This window comes from Microvirga massiliensis, assembly GCF_001006805.1.
Lineage (GTDB): Bacteria > Pseudomonadota > Alphaproteobacteria > Rhizobiales > Beijerinckiaceae > Microvirga > Microvirga massiliensis.
In genome coordinates this window covers 11,589-32,806 of sequence record NZ_LN811369.1, presented here as the reverse complement: position 1 = coordinate 32,806, position 21,218 = coordinate 11,589, and the positions used below count along the sequence as shown (strand labels likewise).

Sequence of the window (21,218 nt, the reverse complement as noted above, 5' to 3'; positions counted from 1 at the left end):
AGAGGCGAGGCGCTCGGCACTTGCCTTCTCGAGCGCTGGGCCGATCCGCGCGAGGTCGCCTTTCCGATTTTGTGGCTTGCTTCCGATGAAGCATCCTACGTGACAGCGTCTGCCCTGACGGTCGATGGAGGCCGGCTGGTGGTGTGAGAGCTGGCGGCAAGCGAAGCGAGATGGGAGTCGAATGATCGTAGCCAAACTGCCCCTAGACCTGTCGCCGATTTGCCCTGAGACTCCGGACTAAGCGCGCGGACAATCCGGCGGCGCCGCCCGAATCTGCGGCAAAGTCGCGTTTCGATTACAGCCATGACATCAAGAACAATCCTCACGCGCTGGAAGGGCCCGTAATGCAGATCATCGACCTCAGCATGCCCATTGAAGAGCATTTCCGGTGGAAGCCGGAGGTGCGAGTCAGCGGCAATATTTCAGCCGGGGACCAGTTCCGTATCACGCGTATCGGGACGACGTGCCATGGCTTTACGCATGTCGATGCACAGGCGCATTTCGTCGCCCGTGCTCCGACCATTGAGGCAACTCCTCTTCGACACGTGGTGGGCCCCTGCCGGGTAATCAATCTTCGAGATGTGGAGCCGAATACCGCGATCGGGCCCGATCGTCTCGCGGCTGCCGATCCTGGAGGTCCTGATGGTGAAATCCTTCTCCTGTCGGCTGGATGGGACAGGAAGCGGGATTATCGATCGCCTGCCTTCTGGACGGATGCACCATGGCTTACGCGAGAAGCGGCCGAGTGGCTGTTTGCACGCAAGCCGGCTGCAGTGGCCTTCGACTTTCCCCAGGACTATCCAATTCGCCTTCTCCTCGAGGGCAAGTCGGTTCCGAATGAGCAGCACGTCACTCATGATGTGCTGCTCAGTGCGGGGATTACTCTCATCGAATATCTGGTCAACACGAGTGCGCTCGAGAACCCGCGGACCTTCCTGTGTGCTGCTCCGCTCTTGATCCCGCATGCAGACGGAGCACCGGCGCGTGCCTTTGCGATCGAAGGGCTTCAGCTGTAAGGCACCAGATATGCGCTGCCATCTGTCGGGAGCGACTGTCACGATTGACTGCAAACCCTGTTCGTTTGCTGCATTGCAAAAAGGGGCGACTTCGCCATTCGACTTGACGTGCCTCGTTCAGGATGGAACGCTTCCCCCAGGCCGGTGAGAGGCTGATGTCCGGAGGAGAGCCAGGAACGATCATGCGCCTGCGGACCTGAGTTTCTGCCGGCTAATCCGGCAGAAGCACGTTCCGTCGTGGTTCGACCCGCGGCGGTGCAACAAGGATAGAGGAGACAGATGCTCAAGACCATGCTGCTGGCTGCAGCCACGACCTTTTTCGCTGCAACCGGCGCACAGGCCGCAGAGATCCGCCTGATGACCGGCCCACAGGGCGGCGTCTGGGTTCCACTCGGGGGGCAGCTCAAGGATATGTGGGAGAAGGCCATTCCGGGCACGAGTGTCCAGTCCCTGCCAGGGGCAGGCATCGCAAACGTGCGCGGAATCGAGGAGGGAAAGACGGAAGTCGGCTTCGGAAACTCGATTTCGACGGTCGATGCGCTCATGGGCAATCCGCCGTTCACCAAGCCGCATAAGAAAGTCTGCAACGTCGCAACGCTCTATCCCCAGTATTTTCAAGTGCTCGTGCCGGCGGACTCGGGGATCGAGAAGGTGACCGATCTCAAGGGCAAGCCGATCACCACCCAGCCCCGCGGCAATACCGGCGAGCTGATCACGCAGCAGCTCCTGAAGGCCCACGGGATGAGCTACAACGACGTGAAGGTGAGCTTCGTCTCCTATACGGATTCCGTGGAGCAGATGAAGGACGGCCATGCCCAGGCCTTCTCGCTCGGCACTGCGATCCCGTCGGGTTCGGTGATGGATCTCGCAGCAGCGCGGGACGTGAAGCTCCTCGATTTGTCCGGCTCACTTCCCGAGATGAAGAAGATGAATCCCGGCTACACGCTCGTGACCGTGCCGAAGGGGACCTACCCGAAGCAGGACACGGACGTGAAGGTGATCGGCTACGCTACCCATATCGTCGCCTCCTGCGACATGCCGGAGGACACCGTCTACCGCATGACCAAGGCCATGGCGGAACACGTGCCCTCTATGGCGGCCACGAACAAGGCGATGGCGGGGCTCACGCCCAAGGAGATGGCGGAGGACATCGGCGTGCCGTTCCACCCCGGTGCGGCGCGCTTCTACAAGGAACAGGGCATCGGCGTGAAGACGATGTGAGACCAAGCCGCGCTGCTGCCGGTGCAGCGGCGCGGTACTCGCTACCTGTTCGTTTTCCACCGACGGAGCTGACCCACCGGGAATGAAAGGGCATGCGCTCATCACCCCGGTGCAGTTTTGGTGGGTTTCGTTTGTCTCTAGTAGTTGAGCATCGTCATGGACGCCACCGACACCACGACGGAACCGATGCGAGTCGATTTCTCTCATGGCGGCATCGTCCGCCTGCTCGCCGGCTTCGTCGGAGTGGCGATGGTGCTCTACCACATGTGGGCGATCGCAGCGGGTGCGCCCGAGGCGATCATCTTTCGCGGCACGCACCTGCTCTTCGCGCTGGTGCTGACGTTCCTGCTGTTCCGTCGCACGGCCGCCAAAGCAGGCGAGCCCCCGAGCCTCCTGGACTATGGGCTTCTCGCGTTCTCGGCAGCGCCGATCCTCTATCTGTTCGTCAACTACGATTATGTCGTCAACCGCATCTACTATATCGACGACCTGACCCCCGCCGACATGGCGCTCGCGACCTTGCTGGTCGTGATCATCATGGAGGCGACACGCCGCCTCATCGGCTGGGCACTGCCGCTCACCGCGATCGTGTTCCTGGCCTATGGACTGCTCGTCGCCCGCGTCGAGCCCATGCGTTTGCTCGATCAGCTCTTCATGACCACGGAGGGCATTTTTGGCATACCGCTAGGGGTCTCGGCCGCATACGTGATGATCTTCGTCCTGTTCGGTTCCTTCATGGAGCGCACCGGAACAGGTCAGCTCTTCATGGACTTTGCGATGAGCCTTACAGGCCACACGGCCGGTGGCCCCGGCAAGGTCTCGGTCGTGAGCTCGAGCCTCTTCGGCACCATTTCGGGCTCCGCAGTCGCGAACGTCATGGTCGACGGCCCGATTTCCATTCCGTTGATGAAGCGCTCGGGATTCAAGCCCCATTTCGCGGCCGGTGTAGAGGCAGTGGCGTCGACGGGTGGGCAGATCATGCCGCCGATCATGGGTGCCGCAGCCTTCGTGATGGCGGAGTTCATGCAGGTCTCCTACGGGCAGGTGATCCTCTGGGCGCTCATCCCGGCGATTCTCTACTACCTTGCCTGCTTCGGCGCCGTGCATTTCGAGGCCAAGCGCCTGGGACTTGCCGGTGTGCCGCGATCTGAGCTGCCGCGGCTCGGCGCAGTGCTGCGCGAGCGCGGGCATCTGTTCCTACCGGTGATGGCTATCCTGTTCGTTCTGTATTCGGGCTATAGTGCGCCGATGGCGGCCCTCGTCGGGACAATCCTGTGCTTCCCGGTAGCGGCCCTGCGCGGCTCGACGCGCGTCAACGTCACTCTTCGCAACGTCCTCGAGGCGATGGTCGACGGGTCGAGGAACGCGCTCTCTGTCGCACTCGCCTGTGCCTGCGCGGGCATCATCATCGGGGTGGTATCCCTCACGGGCGCCGGGATCGTCTTCACGCAGGTCGTAGTAGGCCTCGCCCAGAGCACCCTGCTTCTGGCCCTGATCCTCACCATGATCGCCGGGATCGTGCTCGGCATGGGCATGCCGACGACGCCGGCCTACATCATCATGACGGCGCTGCTCGTGCCGGCGCTGATCAAGCTCGGCGTGGTCGCGCCTGCCGCCCACATGTTCGCCTTCTACTTCGCGATTCTGTCGGCCATCACGCCTCCTGTGGCGCTTGCGACCTTCGCGGCGGCGGGCCTCGCCAAGGCCGACCTTTGGAAGAGCGGACTCGCCTCCGTGAAGATCGGCGCGGCGGGTTTCATCGTGCCCTTCATGTTCGTCTATGAGCCGGCGCTGCTGATGGAGGGCCCATGGACGGTCATTATTCCGGCAACGATGACCGCAACGGCCGGAGCACTGCTCCTGGCCGCCGGGCTGCACGGCTATCTCCTGACGGCGGCGGCTATATGGGAACGCATTCTCCTCGTCGCGGCGGCCTTCTGCCTCATCAAGCTGGGCCTGCTCACCGATCTGGCCGGCGCAATCCTGGCCGGAATCGTCATCGCCGGCCAGTTCGCGCGCAACCGGCGGAGTGCTCCGTCAGTAATCGTTAGGGGGCCTGCGGGATCTTGAGGTTGGGAGACGATACTCAGATTTGCACCCCAGTCATGACCGAACTGCGAGCCACAGGCGTGATGCGCTGCCCGTCTCAGTGCCACATCGTCCTTGCGAACCGCAGGTCTCTAGCCCGAGAGGTTGCCCACCGTCTCTGCGAGCCGGAGGCGCGATGCATTGCCCTTTCCGCCGCCTCACCGTCATTGCGAGCCGGAGGCGAAGCAATCTACCCGTCGACGGATGCACCGCTGGATTGCTTCACTGCGTTCGCAATGACGGTGCGGGCATGAGAAAGGGAAGAGCCCTGCCGGAAACGGAAGTAGTCTCCAAGCCCACTGCGCCGTTGCGAACCGCAGGCGAAGCCATCCAGCCTTACAGTTGCAGTGCCGCTAGACTGCTTCGCTCCGTTCACGATGACAGAGGGGCGTTGCATCGTATGGTGGAATTCTACGAAGAATAGATCGTAACTGCCCAAATTCAGCAGAACGGCGTTCGCGCCCGTGCCGTGTGTTCGGCGAGGAGCACGCCTGTCGTTTGATCGACCTCCTTCAGGTGGACGCCATAACCCCAAAGGTCTGCAAGGTGCTGCAGGACCTGGTCGACGTCTTCCTTGTGGAGGAGGATATGGTTGAGCACCGAGTGCTGGAGCTCGAGGCGGCGGTCGCCGGCGAGATCGACATCGATGATCTGAATGTCGGGGTCGACCCGTGCGACGTCGTATTCGCGTGCCAGGGACTGCCGCAGCCGCCTGTAGCCGCGCTCGTTGTGAATGACCTCGACCCTGAGTTCCGGATCGTCGGGATCGTCGACGAGATGGAACATGCGCCATTCCCGGATCAACCGCGGACTGAGAAACTGGAGGATGAAGCTTTCATCCCGGTAATTCGCCCAGGTGTCCCGCAGGACCGACATGGCATCGCCGGTTCCTGCGATTTCTGGGAACCACGTCCGGTCCTCGTCGGTCGGTTGCAGGCAGATGCGCTCGATATCCCGCATCATCGAGAAGCCGATCGCATAGGGATTCAATCCGCCGAAGCCACGCTCGTCGAACTCAGGCTGCCGGACCACGTTCGTGTGTGACTGGAGGAATTCGAAGAACGAGCCGTCCGAGATCCGGCCCCGTTCATGCAGGAGGTTCATGATACAGTAGTGGCAGTAGGTCGCACAGCCTTCGTTCATGACCTTCGTCTGACGCTGCGGATAGAAATACTGCCCGATATGTCGGACGATCCTCAGGATTTCCCGCTGCCAGGGTTGGAGACGAGGGGCGGTCTTCTCGAGAAAGTAGAGAATGTTCTCCTGCGGCAGTTCGAAAAGAGCGCGCCGCCGCTCCTCACTCAGCTTCTTGTCGTCTCTGCTGCCTTTCGTCGGAATGGTGCGCCACAGGTCGTTGTACGTCTGCTCGCGATGGGCCTGTCGCTCCCGCTCCCGGCGCTCCTCGGAGCGCAAATCCGGACGCCGCTTGCGCGGATAGCGGTGGACCGAGTGAGACATGAGGGCATGGGCTGCGTCGAGCAGACGCTCGACCTCCGCGTGTCCGTACCTCTCTTCACAGCGCTCCACGTAGCTCTTGGCGAATGCGAGATAGTCCAGAATGCCGTCGGCGTCGGTCCATTGACGGAACAGGTAATTATTCTTGAAGAAATGATTGTGACCGAAGGCTGCGTGGGCAATCACGAGCGTCTGCATCGTCGCCGTGTTCTCTTCCATGATATACGAGATGCACGGATTCGAATTGATGACGATCTCGTAGGCGAGGCCCATGAACCCCTTTCGGTATCCGGCATCGTGCATCGCGAAATGTTTGCCGAACGACCAGTGCTTGTAGAACAGCGGCATGCCAATGGAGGCATAGGCGTCGAGCATCTGTTCTGCGGTGATCACCTCGATTTGGTTCGGGTAAACATCAAGTCCTAGATCACCGCGTGCAATTTCCTCCACCGCATCATGGATGCGCTGGATCATTCCAAAGTCCCAGTCGTTCCCCGAGAAGAGAAGGTCGTTGGTCGTATGCAGCTTCATGGGACCTTCGCTTCCGCTCCCGCGCCGCGTCTCTTGAAGAGATCGCGGAAGACCGGGTAAATCTCGCGGCGGTGGTTCACCTTGCGCATCGCCATCGTGCCGCTCGTATCCATCACGGCTTCGTAGGTACGCCAGAGCGTGGTCTTGTGGGCGACGAAGCCGAGTGAACTCTCGCTGTGCTCGCTCCCGACTTCGAGATAGGCGAAGTACTGACAGACGGGAAGGATGACCTCACGGAGGAGCGCTGCGCTGGTGCTGCCATCCTGAGGAGAGTTGTCGCCATCCGATGCCTGGGCAGCATAGATATTCCAATTCTCCGGCGGATACCGGGCCTCGACGACCCGCTGCATCTCCAGCAGCGCCGAGGAAACCAGGGTGCCTCCCGTCTCGGGGCTGTAGAAGAAGGTCTGCTCGTCGACCTCCTTCGCTTCATGGGTATGGCGAATGAAGATGATCTCGACGTGCTGGTAACGGTGCTTCAGGAAGATGTGCAGCAGCATGAAGAACCGCTTGGCGAGATCCTTCATGTGTTCGGTCATCGAACCCGACACGTCCATCAGGCAGAACATGGCGGCCTGTGTGATCGGCCTCGGGTAGGGCTCGAAGCGACGGAAACGTAGATCGACGGGATCGATGTAGGGGACTTGGCGGCTCCGGCGCAGGAGGTGTGCAAGCTCGTCGCGCAGCCGTATGAGTTCGTCCTGTGAGCCCCTCGCTTCCTCGAGAGCCGCGATTTCGGCCTCGAGCCGCGCCAGTTCGTCACGACCCGGGCGGTGCATGGCGATGCGCCGGGCGAGAGAATTCCGAAGAGTGCGGGTCAGCGCGAGATTGGCCGGCGATCCCGTCGAGGTGAACCCGGCTCGTCTGATTCCATGAACCTCGGTCGTCGCGAGGCGTCTCTTCGCGAGATTCGGGAGGTCGAGATCGTCGAGAAAGAGCTTGAGGAACTCCTCGCGGCTCAACATGAACCGGAACTCGTCCTCGCCGCCTCCGTCCGTTCCGCCCTCGGAACCGCCCGCGCCGGCACCACCTTCCGGGCGCTCGATCGTGTCGCCTTCGATGAATTTCTTGTTGCCCGGCAGGACATAGTTCCTGATGCCCCCTGTGCCGGACCGCCGGAACGTTGGCTCGCGGATCCCGTCCGTCGGGATGGCCACCTCGCCACCGCGGTTCAGGTCCTTGACGTCCCGGTCGACCGCCGTGTCGCGAACCGCGCGCTGAACGAGCGCCTTCGCGCGACGCAGAAACCTCTGGCGGTTGGGAAGACTCTTTCCGCCGGGGTTCAGGCGTCGGTCGATGATATGCATCGAAGTGCTACTCCGGGGCCCATCAGCCCGCTTGCTTGAATCTCATGTACCACTCGACCAGGCGACGCACCTGCCGCTCGGTGTAACCGCGGGCAATCATGCGCTGGACGAACTCGCCGTGCTTCTTTTCCGTTTCCGTGTCCTTCTTGGATCCAAAGCTGATGACAGGCAGAAGCTCCTCGACCTGCGAGAACATACGCCGTTCGATCACCTCCCGGAGCTTCTCGTAGCTCGTCCAGGACGGATTGCGGCCGGCATTGGCGGCGCGAGCCCGCAACGCAAACTTGACAACCTCGTTCCGGAAGTCCTTCGGGTTCGCGATGCCGGCCGGCTTCTCGGTCTTGCTGAGCTCCTGGTTAAGGAGCTCGCGGTTGAGGAGCTGTCCGGTATCGGGATCCTTGAAATCCTGATCCTCGATCCAGGCATCCGCGTAATCGACATAGCGGTCGAAGAGGTTCTGCCCATAATCGTGATAGGATTCGAGATATGCCTTCTGGATCTCGTTCCCGATGAATTCCGCATAACGAGGCGCCAGCTCTGCGCGGATGAACTCGATGTAGCGTTTCTCCGTCTCGGCCGGCAGCTGCTCTCGGCGCAGGGCCTGTTCCAGCACATACATCAGATGGACAGGATCGGCGGACACTTCGACCGTATCGTGGTTGAAGGTTGCGGCCAGCACCTTGAACGCGAACCGCGTCGAGATCCCGTCCATGCCTTCGTCGACGCCGGCAGTGTCCTTGTATTCCTGCAGGCTCCTGGCGCGCGGATCCACCTCACGGATGCTTTCGCCGTCATAGACGCGCATCTTGGAGAACAGATTCGAATTCTCGTGCTCACGAAGCCGTGAAAGGACGGAGAACTGCGCCAGCATCTCGAGCGTCGCCGGTGCGCAGGGGGCGCCCGCGAGCTCAGAGGTCCGGATCAGCTTCTGGTAGATCTTCTGCTCCTCCATGACCCGAAGGCAGTAGGGCACCTTGATGACGTAGATGCGATCGATGAAGGCCTCGTTGTTCTTGTTGGCCTTGAAGCTCTGCCACTCGGCCTCGTTCGAATGCGCCATGATGATGCCGGAGAACGGGATCGCGCCGATGTTCTCGGTTCCGACATAGTTCCCCTCCTGGGTGGCGGTCAGCAGGGGGTGCAGCATCTTGATCGGCGCCTTGAACATCTCGACGAACTCGAGGATGCCCTGATTGGCGCGGTTCAGCCCGCCGGAATAGCTGTAGGCGTCGGGATCGGCCTGCGAGAGCGTCTCTAGCTTGCGGATGTCGACCTTTCCGACGAGCGAGGAGATATCCTGGTTGTTCTCGTCCCCGGGCTCGGTTTTCGCGACGGCAATCTGCCGGAGGCGCGACGGCACGATCCGCACCACCCGGAACCGGGAGATATCCCCCTTGAACTCGTCGAGCCGCTTCAGGCACCATGGACTCATGATCGTGGTGAGGCGCCGGCGCGGGATGCCGTAGCGCTCTTCGATCCGAGGGCCGTCCTGCTCAGGGTCGAAAAGTCCGAGAGGGCTCTCGAAGACCGGGCTGATCTCGTTGCCGGCCTTTAGGACATAGATCGGATGGACCTCCATCAGAGCCTTGAGGCGCTCTGCCAGGGAGGACTTGCCGCCGCCGACCGGGCCCAGGAGGTAGAGGATTTGCTTGCGCTCCTCCAGGCCCTGCGCAGCGTGCCGGAAGAAGCTGACGATCCGCTCGATCGTCTCCTCCATCCCGTAAAACTCGGAGAACGCGGGATAGACCCGGATCGTCCTGTTCATGAAGATGCGGCCGAGTCGGGGATCCCGGGCGGTGTCGACGAGTTCCGGCTCGCCGATGGCCGCGAGAATCCGCTCCGGAGTGCTCGCATACATCATGGGATCGTCGCGGCATCCTTCGAGATATTCCGCGAGGGTCAACTCCGTCTCGCGTCGCGTCTCGTAGGAGCGAGAATAGTTCGCAAAGAAGTCGTTCGAGGGAAGCATCGGTACCTACTGGGCCCACAACCGTCCATGAGACAACGACATCAAAGCGCTAAGGTTGCTGATGCCGCTACGTGACAATCCGATGCGGTCGAGTCTCCCACATCGTCTCGGCTCTGCAAGTGTCTTGTTGCACGCCCGGAAGGCGGCACACCGGCAAGCTGGTTCGGTGCCGGCTCTCGTCTCGAAGCGTGACAGCAACTCGCCTCGGAGAGTGCCAAAGAGCTTGAGCCGATGGGCGATTGCGGCTGGGCGCAATAACGAACCGGTCGAGCGTTGCGTGACTCCCTGGCCATCTGGTGTCACCTGGGCCGGCATTCATTCAGCCGGATTTACGCGCCTAGTCTGCGAGCAGTTATAACCATGCCGTCCACAGGCTTAAGATTTTCTTGCCTCAGGACGGCGGCTTCGATGTCGAGTGTGCTCAGCCCGGCATTATCCAGCAAGGTTTGCACATAGCCCCTCCCGTGGCTGTAGCGGCCGTGCGAGTTGATCCGGTAGCTCGAAAATCCGGCCGGATCCGTCGTCTCTTCCAGGGTGAAGACGAGAAGACCGCCGGGTCTGAGGGCTCCGGCAGCGGCGGAAAGAACTCCGTCCAGCGCCCCGAAATAGACGAGCGTATCGGCCGAGATGATGACGTCGAATGCCCCTGGAGCACCCAGGAGGTATTCCGTCAGTTCGGCCTTCGCCAATTCGTGGTACACGCCACGCTTCTTCGCTTGCTGCAGCATGCCGCTCGACAGGTCGATGCCGACCAAGTGCTCGACGAAGGGCGAAACGAGAGCTCCGCACAGGCCGGTGCCGCATCCTGCATCGAGGCACGCAACCTTGCCGGCTTTGGGCCCGATATGCCTCGTCAGGGCTGCCGCAATCAGCTCAGGAGCGCGATACTCGAGCTGCGCGAGCTTTGCGTCGAAGCTATCGGCGAAGATATCGAATGTCTGCTCGATATAGGCATCGCTGGCACGCTGCGGCACGTCCTCGCGGGAGCATGCCGCATACATGTGCGCCGCGATCGGATTGGAGGGCTCGTCCGCCAGCCACTCCCGCAGGATTTCGAGAGCCTTCCCGGTCTCGCCCACCGCATCATAGGCCATTGCCAGAAGCCGGCGTGTCTTCGGGCTCTTCGGCGTCGCGATGACGGCTTGCCAGAAGGCGGCAATCGCTTCCTCGGCTCTGCCTTGCGCGATGAGGAGGTTGCCGAGATTTTCGTTCGCCTCGGGGTGAGCGGGGACGAGTTCGATGGCTCGGCGATAGGCGGCCTCGGCCTCATCCGGGTGCCCGAGTGCCCGCAAGGTCAGTCCGAGATTGCTGTGTGCGCCGGCATGCCCGGGCTCGAGAGCAATCGCCTTGCGATAGGCCTCGACGGCCTCGGCAAGGCGCCCCTGTTCTACCAGGATGTTGCCGAGATTCGTCAGAGCACTTGGCTGTTCCGGAAGCGTTGCGAGAGATCGCGCGATCAGGTCAATGGCTGCCGCACTTTGCCCGCGCTGGTGATGGAGGACACCGAGGAAGTGTAGCGCATCTGGCTGGTCGGGTTGCGCTGCCAGAACCCGGTTGTAGAGCGCTTCTGCTTCAGCCGTTTCGCCCTTGCGGTGCAGCGCAACCGCAATTTGCAGCGCTTCGGAAAGCGTGACCGTTCCGTCCCAGCGCCCCTGTCCCACAGGTCGACCATCGCGACTGCTCGACATGAGTGATGATGTAACACATCAGGGGCTCGTCCGATATCATTTTGCATGCGTCGGCCACTGTCAGCGAGCCCGCTCGACGCCCATTCGATGAGATTCGGGAGGCAGATCGACCTGTGGCACCGGCCTCATGCGGCGGAATCGGGCATCGGATCCTTGCGCCGGAAGCCCACTGCGGCCTCCATGAGGGTGCGCGTGTAGTCGCTCGTCACCTGCCGTGCGGCAAGGTCTGCCGCGGTCAGGAACTCGACTGCGCGCCCCTGATACATCACCATCAGGCGCTCGCACATATGAGTCACCACCGCGAGGTCATGGCTCACCATGACGTAGGCCAAGCTTCTGTGCCTGCGGATCTCTTCGAGCAGGTTCAGAACCTCAGCCTGGACCGATGCATCAAGGGCCGAGGTCGGCTCGTCGAGGAGAAGGATCTCCGGTTCGAGGATCAGGGCGCGGGCGATCGCAATGCGCTGCCGCTGGCCGCCGGACAATTGATGCGGATAGCGGAAGCGAAACCCCGATCCGAGCCCGACCTCGTCGAGCGCCTGTTCGATCCGGCGCTCCGCGTCCGGAATGCGATGGATCGCGAGAGGCTCGGCGAGAATCCGGTCCACTGTCTGACGGGGGTGCAGCGACCCGTAGGGATCCTGGAATACCATCTGCACCATCCGGCGGAACGGCCTCGTGCCGGGCGCAGGCCGGGGGCGATCCTGCGGCCCGATCAGCCGGATCGATCCGGAGGTGGCGGGTGCGAGGCCACAGATGGCACGGAGGATCGTCGATTTGCCCGATCCGGACTCGCCGACGATCCCAAAGCTTTCCCCCGGTCCGACACGGAACGACGCATCGGCGACGGCAACATAGTCATCGAAGACCACTCGCAGGTGCTCGACTTCGAGTCCGACCGTCATGATGCCCAGGCCGGATCGCGGTTGAGGACGGGGAGGGGATGGCGGTCGCCGCCGAGGCGCGGGAGGCACTCGAGAAGGCCGCGCGTATAGGGATGCCTCGCATGCGAGAGATCGCCAGTGGCGATCTCCTCCACCACGCGCCCGGCATACATCACGAGAACGCGATCGCAGAAAGAGGATACCAGCCGCAGGTCATGGGAGACGAAGATCAGGCCCATGCCGCGCTCGCTCACCAGGCGGTCGAGAATCGAGAGCACCTGGAGTTGGACCGTCACGTCCAGCGCCGAGGTGGGTTCGTCCGCGATCAGGAGATCGGGGTCGGCAATGAGCATCATGGCGATCATGGCGCGCTGGCCCATGCCGCCCGAGACCTCGTGCGGATAAAGGCCGAAGACCCGCTCGGGGTTATCGATCTGCACCGCTTCCAGCATGGCGAGCGCCCGCTTGCGCGCGACGCGGTTGCCCACTCGCTCGTGAGCCTGCAGGGTTTCGACGATCTGGTCTCCGATCTTCATGACCGGGTTCAGGGAGAATTTCGGGTCCTGCAGCACCATGGCGATCCGGTCGCCGCGGAGGTCCCGACGCTGGCGCGGCGGGCAGGTCAGGAGATCGATGCCATCGAATGTCAGGCGTTGCGCGGTGACACGGCCCTGCGGCGGCGTCAGTCCGAGAATGGCCCGGCCGGTCTGCGACTTTCCCGAGCCGGATTCGCCGACGATTCCCAGGCGCTCGCGACCGAGCGTGAAACTGACTCCGCGGACGACCTCCACATAGGCGCCGTCGCGGTTCGGATAGGAGACTCTCAGGTCGTCGACGACGAGCAGCGGATTCATCGTGTCGCCTTCGGATCGAGCGCGTCGCGCAGGCCATCGCCGAGAAGGTTGAAGGCGAGGCTGACCATGAAGATGGCGGCCCCTGGCGCAGCCGCGACCCACCATTGGTCGAGCACATAGAGGCGGCCATTGGCGATCAGAGCCCCCCATTCGGGCATGGGTGGCTGAGCGCCGAGCCCCAGGAACCCGAGGCCCGCGGCGGTCAGGATGATTCCGGCCATATCGAGGGTCACGCGGATGATCACGGAGGACACGCAGAGCGGCATGATATGGCGCAGCACGATCCGCCACGGGGATGCGCCGACGAGCTTCACGGCGGCGATATAGTCGGTCTGCCGGATGGTGAGCGTCTCCGCCCGTGCGATCCGGGCATAGGGTGGCCAGGAGGTGATCGCGATCGCGATCACGGCATTCTCGATGCCGGGCCCCAGGGCCGCCACGAACGCGAGCGCCAGGATCAGGCGCGGGAAAGCCAGGAAGATGTCGGTGATCCGCATCAGGGCCGAATCGACCCATCCCCCCGCGTAGCCCGCAACGGTGCCGACCAGGAGCCCGATGGGAGCAGCCAGGACGGCGACCAGCACGACGACGAACAGCGTGATCCTCGAGCCGTAAATCACCCGCGAGAGGATGTCGCGGCCCTGGTCGTCGGTGCCGAAGGGGTGTGTCCACGAGGGGGGCTGCAGGCGGGCTTCCCGCAGGTCGCCCTCGTAGGGCGAATAGGGCGCGAGCTGATCCGCAAAGATCGCCACAACGATGAGGGCCAGAATGATGAACAGCCCCGCCATCGCCAGGCGGTTACGCGCGAATGTGCGCCACGCTGCATAGGCGCGCCCGAGTGCCGCCTGACGCCGTGAGGCTGGGCGCTCCGACATGAGCCAGTCACGCCAGCTCTCCTGCCTGATGGCGGTCATCGCGAACGGGTCCTCGGGTCGAGCAGGCGGTACAGGAGGTCGGACAAGAGATTCAGCCCTATGAAGACCGAGCCCACCACGATCGTGCCCCCGAGCACCGCGTTCATGTCGGCATTCTGGAGCGAGTTCGTGATGTAGAGGCCAAGACCGGGCCAGGCAAAAACCGTCTCGGTCAGCACCGAGCCTTCGAGCAGACCCGCATAGGACAAGGCCACGACCGTGACGAGCGGAACGGCCGCATTGCGGAGAGCATGACGCCAGATGATGCGCCCTTCCGACAGGCCCTTCGCACGCGCTGCGACGACGTATTCCTGGCCGAGCTCGTTCAGCATGAAGGACCGCGTCATCCGGCTGATATAGGCGAGAGAAAAATAGCCCAGCAGGGATGCCGGCAGGATGAGGTGCGAGAAGGCATTCCAGAATGCCTCCCACTCGCCCGTGATGGCTGTGTCGAGGAGCATGATCCCGGTGATCGAAGTCACCGTATATTCGTAGACGACATCGATCCGGCCGGGGCCGCCGACCCAGCCGAGCCGGGCGTAGAACACGAGGAGCGCCATCAGACCGAGCCAGAAGATCGGCACCGAGTATCCGATGAGGCCCATGACGCGGACGAGTTGATCGACGAGGCCACCCCGCTTCACCGCCGCCCATACGCCGAGCGGGATGCCGAATCCGGCTCCGATCAGGGTCCCGAGCGTCGCGAGTTCCAGCGTCGCGGGAAAGACGCGGCGGATGTCCTCCATCACGGGATTCGACGTCAGCGCGGATGTGCCGAAATCTCCCTGGATCACCTTGCCGAGATAGATCAGGAACTGCTGCCACAGGGGCAGGTTCAGTCCGAGTTCCTCGCGTACGCGCTGAACCACATGTTCCGGCGCCCGATCCCCGACGATCGCGAGGACGGGATCGACCGGGATCACCCGGCCGATGAAGAACGTGACCGCGAGCAGCCCGAGATAAGTGAGCAGAAGGGCAACGACGAAGCGTCCGATCGCCTTCGCCTTCGAAACGAGGCGGGCGCGCGAGCGTCCGCCTCCAATTGCAGCAGTGCTGGTCAAAAGCGCGTCTACTGCTTCGAAACGTTGAACATGTAGGTCGAGTCGGAGGTCGGGCCGATCTTCAGTCCCTGGACGTTCGCCCGGTAAGCAGCCACTTCGGTCATCTGATAGATCATCACGAAGGGGCTCGTCTGCCGGAACTCGGCCTGCATCTCCTGATACATCGCCTTGCGCTTCTCGGTGTCACGCTCGAGAACGGCCGCATTGGCCTTCTTGGTGAGTTCGGGAATGTCCCAGGCATTACGCCACGCAAGCGGCTTCGACGCGGCATTATCGGAATTATCCGGATTGCGCACGAAGGTATCGGCGTTGGTATGGGGATCCCAATAGTCCGCGCCCCATTGGCCGATATAGATGTCGTGGTTGCGCGCACGATACTTCGTCAGCGTCTGCCGGCCGTCACCGGGAATGATCTCGATGTCGATGCCTGCGCGTTTTGCGGTCTGCTGGAAGTTTTCCGCGATGCCCTGCACCGGCTGGGTGGTGCGGACATCCATGGTGACCTTGAAGCCGTTCGGCAGGCCGGCCTTGGCGAGGAGCGCCTTCGCCTTCTCGACGTCGAGCTTGTACGGATTTTCGGTGCTCGCGCCTAGAAGCCCGACGGGCAGGAAGTTCTGGTGGATGACGCCGATGTCCTTGATCAGCGTATCACCGATCCCGGCATAGTCGACGAGCCATTTCATGGCCTCGCGGACCTCGGGCTTCGCCAGGGTCTCGTTCTTCTGGTTCAGGCTGATGTAGTAGACCGTACCCTTGGGGGTTCCCGTGGTCTTGATGTCCTTGTTCGATGAAACGGCCTGCAGATCCTGTGGCGTCAGGTTGCGGGCGATATCGGCGTCTCCCTTCTCGAGCAGGAGACGCTGCGTGGCAGCTTCCTTGACGTGACGATAGATCACGCGCGCGAGTTTCGACTTCTCGCCGTGGTAATTCTCATTGCGCTCCAGGGCGAGGATCTCGTTCGCGCGCCATTCACGGATCTTGAGCGGGCCCGAGCCGGCATAGTTGGTCTTGAGCCATGCATAACCGAGATCGCCGTTCTGCTCCTTGGAGAGCACCAGCTTCTTGTCGACGACCGCTGCCACATTCGCAGTAAGGCAGTTCAGCACGAAGCTCGGCGCGTAGGGCTTATCGGTCTCGATCGTCAGCGTGAGTGGGCCGGTCGCCTTGACCTTGTCCTTCACGTTGTCCTTCGTGAAGCCAAACTGCGTCAGGATGAAAGCCGGCGACTTGTCGATCAGGACGGCGCGCTGGAGCGAGAAAGCCACGTCCTCGGCCGTGATCGGATTGCCGGAGGCGAATTTCATGTCCGGCTTCAGTTCGAAGGTATAGGTCTTTCCGTCCTCGGCGATAGTCCATGACTTGGCGAGGTCGCCATAGAGTTTCGACGGATCGTTGACGTCGAAGCGCACGAGGCGATCATAGGCATTGCCCATGATCTCGCCCGCGGAGATCTCGAAGGATTCCGCCGGGTCCATGGTGATGATGTCGTCGATCGCCCAGGCCACCACAAGGGTGTCCTTCGGGGTCGCCGCCAGCGCGGCGCCAGACCCCGCGATGAGTGCAGCCGCCGCCGTGACGCGAAGGAGGCGCCCGACCCGCCGCGATAGGGTGATGTGCATTACCGTTCTCCTGTCCCTGGTTCTGATGGCGACGGCGCAACGGGGTTCACTCGGCCCGAAGCGCCGTCGCGGGCGAGCCGTGCCGCCGCCGGCCTCAAACTAGCCGCACGGATCCGGTCGTGCCAAGCCATTTGGCGGAGAGCAGGCGGCATGTCCCAGGGCATGGAGGGGACTTAATGGCCCTTCCAAGGTGTCGCCCGGGAAGGGGTAGCATCATTTCCGACGCCGCGAGCCATGAGGATGGCATGACTCCCGATGTCGGCACCGGCACCCCTCACCCGCCCCTTGGGGGCGGCCTCTCCCGCACGGGGCGAGGTGAAGACGGCGCAGCGCACAGATCACTTTTGGGTTCGTTCTGCCAAATCGGGGCGACCTCTCCCACAAGGGGTGAGGTGGGAATTGCGTGGCCTGCACATCGCCTCTCCCCGGCGTGAGGCCGGGCGCGAAGCGCCCGGGTGAGAGGAAGTATAACGCGATATCGCAGGAACTGCTAAAGCCGCGCCTCCTCGAACGCGCGCACCCACATCTCGCAGATGCCCGAGCGGACGATGTCGTTGAGTGTGAATTCGATCACTGGGACCGGGAGCATCTGCGACTTGATGAGATGCACGACGGTGCGCAGGCCGGAAGACTCGCGCAGGTCGCACTGGCTCACATCGCCATTGATGACGATCGTCGAGTCTTCGCCGATGCGCGTCAGAAATGTCTTCATCTCGGCCGGCGTTGCATTCTGTGCCTCGTCGAGAAGGATGAAGGCGCTTTTCCAAGATCGCCCGCGCATCACTTCGAAGGGCACCAGCTCGATGTCTCCGTTCTTCAATGCGATGTCATAGGCTCCGGCGCCGATGCGCTCCTTGATGGCTTGAATGACGGGCTCGGCCCAGGGCGCGAACTTTTCCTCCATCGTTCCCGGAAAGTAACCGAGAGATCGCCCGCACGGGACATTGGGACGCGTGAGAATGATCTTGTCGATCCTGCGCTGGCGGTACAGGTCGGCGGCATATGTCGCTGCGATCCAGGTCTTGCCCGTTCCGGCGGGCCCGAGCACCACGACCTGGGGGCTCGTCTTGAGAGCATCGAGATAGTCGGATTGAGTCGGATTGAGCGGCCGGATCGGCGGAGGTGAGCGTTCGCTCTCGTATTTGGACCCATGCAGTTCGATGATCCGCGCGGATTCGAATGAGCGGTGGGTCTTACGTCTCTGCTTGTCGTGACGCTTGCTCAACGGTTGGCTCCCGCTTTGAGATCTGCGCAGGTCTACCCGACCGAGCGGCGCGCAGAGCCGCTCGAGGTGGAAGATATGCCTGAGTGGAAAGGCGAGGGGGACGACTCGTCAGGGGCGGCGGAGATCCGCGATCCGGTTTCCTAGGATCAGCCCGTCTGCTCATCGAACCCCGATCTTCTCGGCTCACGAGCCGAAATGGTCTTCGATTCTCGTGACAGTTTTAGCATGCCACGACCGGTTACGAGTCGAATGTTCGCCGAGCGAGTTGGTTCCCCGTTGGACGTTTTCGAGCGAATTGCCTGGGGATAACGCCTGGCGAGGGTCATTCATCCCGCTTCACGGTTCGGACGCGAGCCTTCGAGAGGCCGTCCGAACCGGGGAGCTTAGGAAGATAACTCGAGCCTCGCTCGACGACGAACTGCCAGAGGGATGTCGCGGTGGGTCCAAGGACCTTGTCGGAGCGGCGCACGGCAAACCAACGCCGCCGCACGGGCAGACCCTCGACATCGAGCATGACGAGACGACCGTCCGTGAGTTCGGCCGCAACCGTGTGGCCGGAAATCAATGCGATCCCGAGGCCTGCCATGACGGCCTGCTTGATCGTCTCGTTGCTCCCGACATCAATGCCGAATCTCGGGCGCCGGACCATCAGGCCGGTCATGAATTCCTCGAACACCGTGCGTGTGCCGGAGCCGTCCTCACGCGCCAAAAAGGCCTCGTCGACGAGGTCGGTACGCTTGAGACCACGCCGGTCGGCGAACCGGTGTTCCGGATGAGCGATGATGACCAGGGGATGGTCCCCGATCGGCTCTGCCTGGACAGCCATATCGTGTGGAGGGCGGCCCATGATTGCAAGATCCAGGTCGTATTCACGCAGGGATTCGATCGTCTCCGCGCGATTGCCGACCAGGAGGCTGATCTCGACCGCTGGATGCTCGCGGGAGAAGCCGGCAATCGCCTGCGGGGCAAAATATTTCGCGGTCGACACCACCCCGATCGCGACGCGCCCACCTGCGACTCCCTTCAGGGCATCCAGCCGTTCCATGCAGGCCTCGATGGCCACATTGATGCTGTCGATGGCGGAGAGCATCTCGCGCCCGGCATCGGTGATCTTCAGACCTGTGTTGGTCCGGTCGAAGAGGACTAGGCCTACTTCGTCCTCAAGTTGCTGAATCCGGGAGGTCAAGGCTGCAGGTGTGACGTGAAGCTCCTGCGCGGCACGCGTGATCGTCCCGAGACGGGCGACCGCCGCGACGGCCTGAAGTTGTTTGAGGGTAAGGTTCCTCATGGCCGCACGTTAGATTTTTCTGAGGCTTCCTTCAACTATTTTCAATTTTCCTTCTCATAGCTCGGCAGGCATAGTGGCTGTGTCGACGAGCCCGATCGCTCTCCGGAGCCGAAGGTCAAAGCAGACGGCGAATCGTCAAAGGACGGGAGGAGGACCACGATGGCGATTGGGACACGCCTCGACGAGCGACTCTTTCAGGATGCCGTTACCGACGCTGACCGTGGCGTCGCATCCGTCGTGACAAGCATCGCCAAAGCCGCGATCGGTATTGGAGAAATTGTTGCTCTTGGTCGTCTCGGGGGCGATCTCGGGAACGGGTGCGGTCGCACGAATTCCGATGGAGACGTGCAGCATGTCCTCGACGTGATGGCCAATGACCGTCTCGTCGATGCACTTCGCAATGCCCCGGTAGCAGTCTTGGCATCCGAGGAACTCGAGGACGTCGTTGTTCTCGATCCGGAAGCGCCGCTCGCCGTCGCCATCGACCCTCTCGACGGCTCGTCCAACATCAGCACCAATGTGTCGATCGGCACGATCTTCTCGATCGTATGGGCGCATCCACAGGGCGTGACACGACCGGTCGAAGCCTTCCTGCAGACAGGCTCCACACAGCTCGCGGCCGGATTCGTCGTCTATGGGCCGCAGACGGCGTTGGTGCTTTCGCTTGGGCGGGGCGTGCAGGTTTTCATTCTCGACCGGACCATCGGGGCCTTCCGTCTCGCGCTGGACGAGGTCTTCGTGCCCGTGAGCGCCCAGGAATTCGCGATCAACATCTCGAACCAAAGGTACTGGGCCGAACCGATCCGCTCTTACGTGAACGACTGTCTGCAAGGCGCCGAAGGTCCGCGGGGAAAGGATTTCAACATGCGCTGGATCGCCTCACTCGTGGCCGAGGCGTACCGCATTCTCATGCGGGGCGGCGTGTTCCTCTACCCGGCAGATCAACGAAAGAACTACCAGAATGGTCGCTTGCGTCTCGTCTATGAGGCTAATCCGATTGCCTTCCTCATGGAACAGGCAGGTGGAGCGGCTACGGATTGCGTCGAGCGCATCCTGGACATCCGGCCCGCCTCTCTGCATCAACGCACGCCTCTGGTCTTTGGATCAGCCGAGAAGGTCGCACGGATCCGGCGCTATCACAGGGAGCCGTGCGGTCCGTCTGAACTCTCGCCGCTCTTCGGGCGGCGCGGTCTCCTCCGCGCGTGAATTCGGAATCAGCGATGTCGACGAAGCACCCCATCATTTCCGTGACCGGCTCATCAGGCGCCGGCACGACTTCGGTCAAGAATACGTTCGAGCAGATCTTCCGGCGCGAGAAGGTCAATGCCGCCTTCATCGAGGGTGATGCCTTCCATCGCTACAATCGCGTCGAGATGCGGGAGGTGATGACTGCGGAGGCAAGGAGCGGCAACAACAACTTCAGTCATTTCGGGCTGCGCGCCAATCTCCTCGAAGAGCTCGAGGATGTGTTTCGCGAATATGGCGAGTGCGGCACCGGCCGGATGCGGCGCTACGTGCATGACGACAAGGAGGCGAAGCTCTACAACGCTGCGCCCGGCACCTTCACGGATTGGGAGCCGCTCCCGGAGAATACCGATCTCCTGTTCTATGAAGGCCTTCACGGCGCCATTGTCACCGAGACGGTGAACATTGCCCGCTATGCCGATCTCAAGATCGGGGTCGTGCCGGTCATCAATCTCGAATGGATCCAGAAGATCCACCGTGACCGGGCTACGCGGGGCTATTCCACCGGGGCCGTCACCGACACCATCCTGCGGCGGATGCCGGACTACATACATTACATCTGCCCGCAATTCACGGAGACGGACATCAATTTTCAGCGGGTGCCGACGGTTGATACCTCCAATCCGTTCATCGCCCGCTGGATTCCGACCCTCGACGAATCCATGGTCGTGATCCGCTTCCGCAATCCGCGCGGACTCGACTTTCCGTACCTGCTCTCGATGCTCCACGACAGCTTCATGTCGCGGGCGAACTCCATCGTCATCCCGGGCGGCAAGCTCGATCTCGCGATGCAGCTCATCCTCACGCCGATGATCCTGCAGCTCGTCGAGCGCCGGCGCCGCATGCTCTGAGA

At 62.2% G+C, this 21,218-nt stretch carries 16 protein-coding genes; 5 read left to right on the top strand and 11 right to left on the bottom strand.

The genetic code is table 11. The features are described from left to right. Positions 1 to 344 precede the first annotated feature (344 nt). The 3 genes from BN1233_RS38255 to BN1233_RS38245 all read left to right on the top strand — a co-directional run bounded on the left by BN1233_RS38255 (position 345) and on the right by BN1233_RS38245 (position 4,307). Complete coding sequence (locus tag BN1233_RS38255) at positions 345 to 1,016, top strand: cyclase family protein (protein ID WP_046868919.1); 672 nt, start codon at positions 345 to 347, stop codon at positions 1,014 to 1,016. Positions 1,017 to 1,295: 279 nt separating this feature from the next. Beyond that, positions 1,296 to 2,237, top strand: coding sequence for a TAXI family TRAP transporter solute-binding subunit (locus tag BN1233_RS38250; RefSeq protein WP_046868918.1), 942 nt, complete (start codon positions 1,296 to 1,298; stop codon positions 2,235 to 2,237). Between the two features lie 156 nt (positions 2,238 to 2,393). Next, positions 2,394 to 4,307 carry a TRAP transporter permease gene (locus BN1233_RS38245; RefSeq protein WP_244471010.1) on the top strand — a complete coding sequence of 638 codons (1,914 nt, stop codon included), beginning with the start codon at positions 2,394 to 2,396 and terminating at the stop codon, positions 4,305 to 4,307. A 459-nt stretch (positions 4,308 to 4,766) separates the two neighbouring features. Here the strand turns inward: BN1233_RS38245 and BN1233_RS38240 are convergent, their stop codons facing one another. From BN1233_RS38240 to BN1233_RS38190, 11 genes are all read right to left on the bottom strand, one after another. Beyond that, positions 4,767 to 6,311, bottom strand: coding sequence for a SpoVR family protein (locus BN1233_RS38240; protein ID WP_046868917.1), 1,545 nt, complete (start codon positions 6,309 to 6,311; stop codon positions 4,767 to 4,769). Further along, positions 6,308 to 7,618 carry a YeaH/YhbH family protein gene (locus BN1233_RS38235; protein ID WP_046868916.1) on the bottom strand — a complete coding sequence of 437 codons (1,311 nt, stop codon included), beginning with the start codon at positions 7,616 to 7,618 and terminating at the stop codon, positions 6,308 to 6,310. The genes BN1233_RS38240 and BN1233_RS38235 overlap by 4 nt, the downstream gene beginning before the upstream one ends. Positions 7,619 to 7,640: 22 nt before the next feature. After that, complete coding sequence (locus BN1233_RS38230; protein ID WP_046868915.1) at positions 7,641 to 9,587, bottom strand: PrkA family serine protein kinase; 1,947 nt, start codon at positions 9,585 to 9,587, stop codon at positions 7,641 to 7,643. Between the two features lie 329 nt (positions 9,588 to 9,916). Continuing rightward, a complete protein-coding gene (locus BN1233_RS38225) occupies positions 9,917 to 11,275 on the bottom strand; it encodes a tetratricopeptide repeat protein (protein WP_048709891.1) in 1,359 nt (452 codons plus the stop codon). Between the two features lie 125 nt (positions 11,276 to 11,400). Beyond that, positions 11,401 to 12,180 (bottom strand): ABC transporter ATP-binding protein, encoded by a 780-nt coding sequence (locus BN1233_RS38220; RefSeq protein ID WP_046868913.1) that lies wholly within the window; start codon positions 12,178 to 12,180, stop codon positions 11,401 to 11,403. Then, a complete protein-coding gene (locus tag BN1233_RS38215) occupies positions 12,177 to 13,013 on the bottom strand; it encodes an ABC transporter ATP-binding protein (RefSeq protein WP_046868912.1) in 837 nt (278 codons plus the stop codon). Before BN1233_RS38215 ends, BN1233_RS38220 begins: the two co-directional genes overlap by 4 nt. Beyond that, entirely contained in the window at positions 13,010 to 13,927 is a 918-nt protein-coding gene (gene nikC, locus BN1233_RS38210) for a nickel transporter permease (RefSeq protein ID WP_046868911.1), read from the bottom strand. Before nikC ends, BN1233_RS38215 begins: the two co-directional genes overlap by 4 nt. Beyond that, the gene (locus BN1233_RS38205) at positions 13,924 to 14,922 is read right to left on the bottom strand and encodes an ABC transporter permease (RefSeq protein ID WP_425311788.1); all 999 of its coding nucleotides are present in this window, start codon (positions 14,920 to 14,922) and stop codon (positions 13,924 to 13,926) included. Before BN1233_RS38205 ends, nikC begins: the two co-directional genes overlap by 4 nt. A 74-nt stretch (positions 14,923 to 14,996) precedes the next feature. Next, positions 14,997 to 16,607 carry an ABC transporter substrate-binding protein gene (locus tag BN1233_RS38200; protein ID WP_046868910.1) on the bottom strand — a complete coding sequence of 537 codons (1,611 nt, stop codon included), beginning with the start codon at positions 16,605 to 16,607 and terminating at the stop codon, positions 14,997 to 14,999. A gap of 490 nt (positions 16,608 to 17,097) precedes the next feature. Continuing rightward, the gene (locus BN1233_RS38195) at positions 17,098 to 17,772 is read right to left on the bottom strand and encodes a PhoH family protein (protein ID WP_425311787.1); all 675 of its coding nucleotides are present in this window, start codon (positions 17,770 to 17,772) and stop codon (positions 17,098 to 17,100) included. A 382-nt stretch (positions 17,773 to 18,154) separates the two neighbouring features. Continuing rightward, positions 18,155 to 19,120: a LysR family transcriptional regulator gene (locus BN1233_RS38190; RefSeq protein ID WP_046868909.1), complete on the bottom strand. Its 966-nt coding sequence runs from the start codon at positions 19,118 to 19,120 to the stop codon at positions 18,155 to 18,157. A gap of 159 nt (positions 19,121 to 19,279) precedes the next feature. Here BN1233_RS38190 and BN1233_RS38185 point away from each other — a divergent pair, with 159 nt between their 5' ends. Both BN1233_RS38185 and BN1233_RS38180 read left to right on the top strand, forming a co-directional pair. After that, complete coding sequence (locus tag BN1233_RS38185; RefSeq protein ID WP_046868908.1) at positions 19,280 to 20,326, top strand: class 1 fructose-bisphosphatase; 1,047 nt, start codon at positions 19,280 to 19,282, stop codon at positions 20,324 to 20,326. A gap of 14 nt (positions 20,327 to 20,340) precedes the next feature. Next, positions 20,341 to 21,216, top strand: a complete 876-nt coding sequence (locus BN1233_RS38180) for a phosphoribulokinase (protein ID WP_046868907.1) — start codon at positions 20,341 to 20,343, stop codon at positions 21,214 to 21,216. Positions 21,217 to 21,218: the final 2 nt, after the last annotated feature.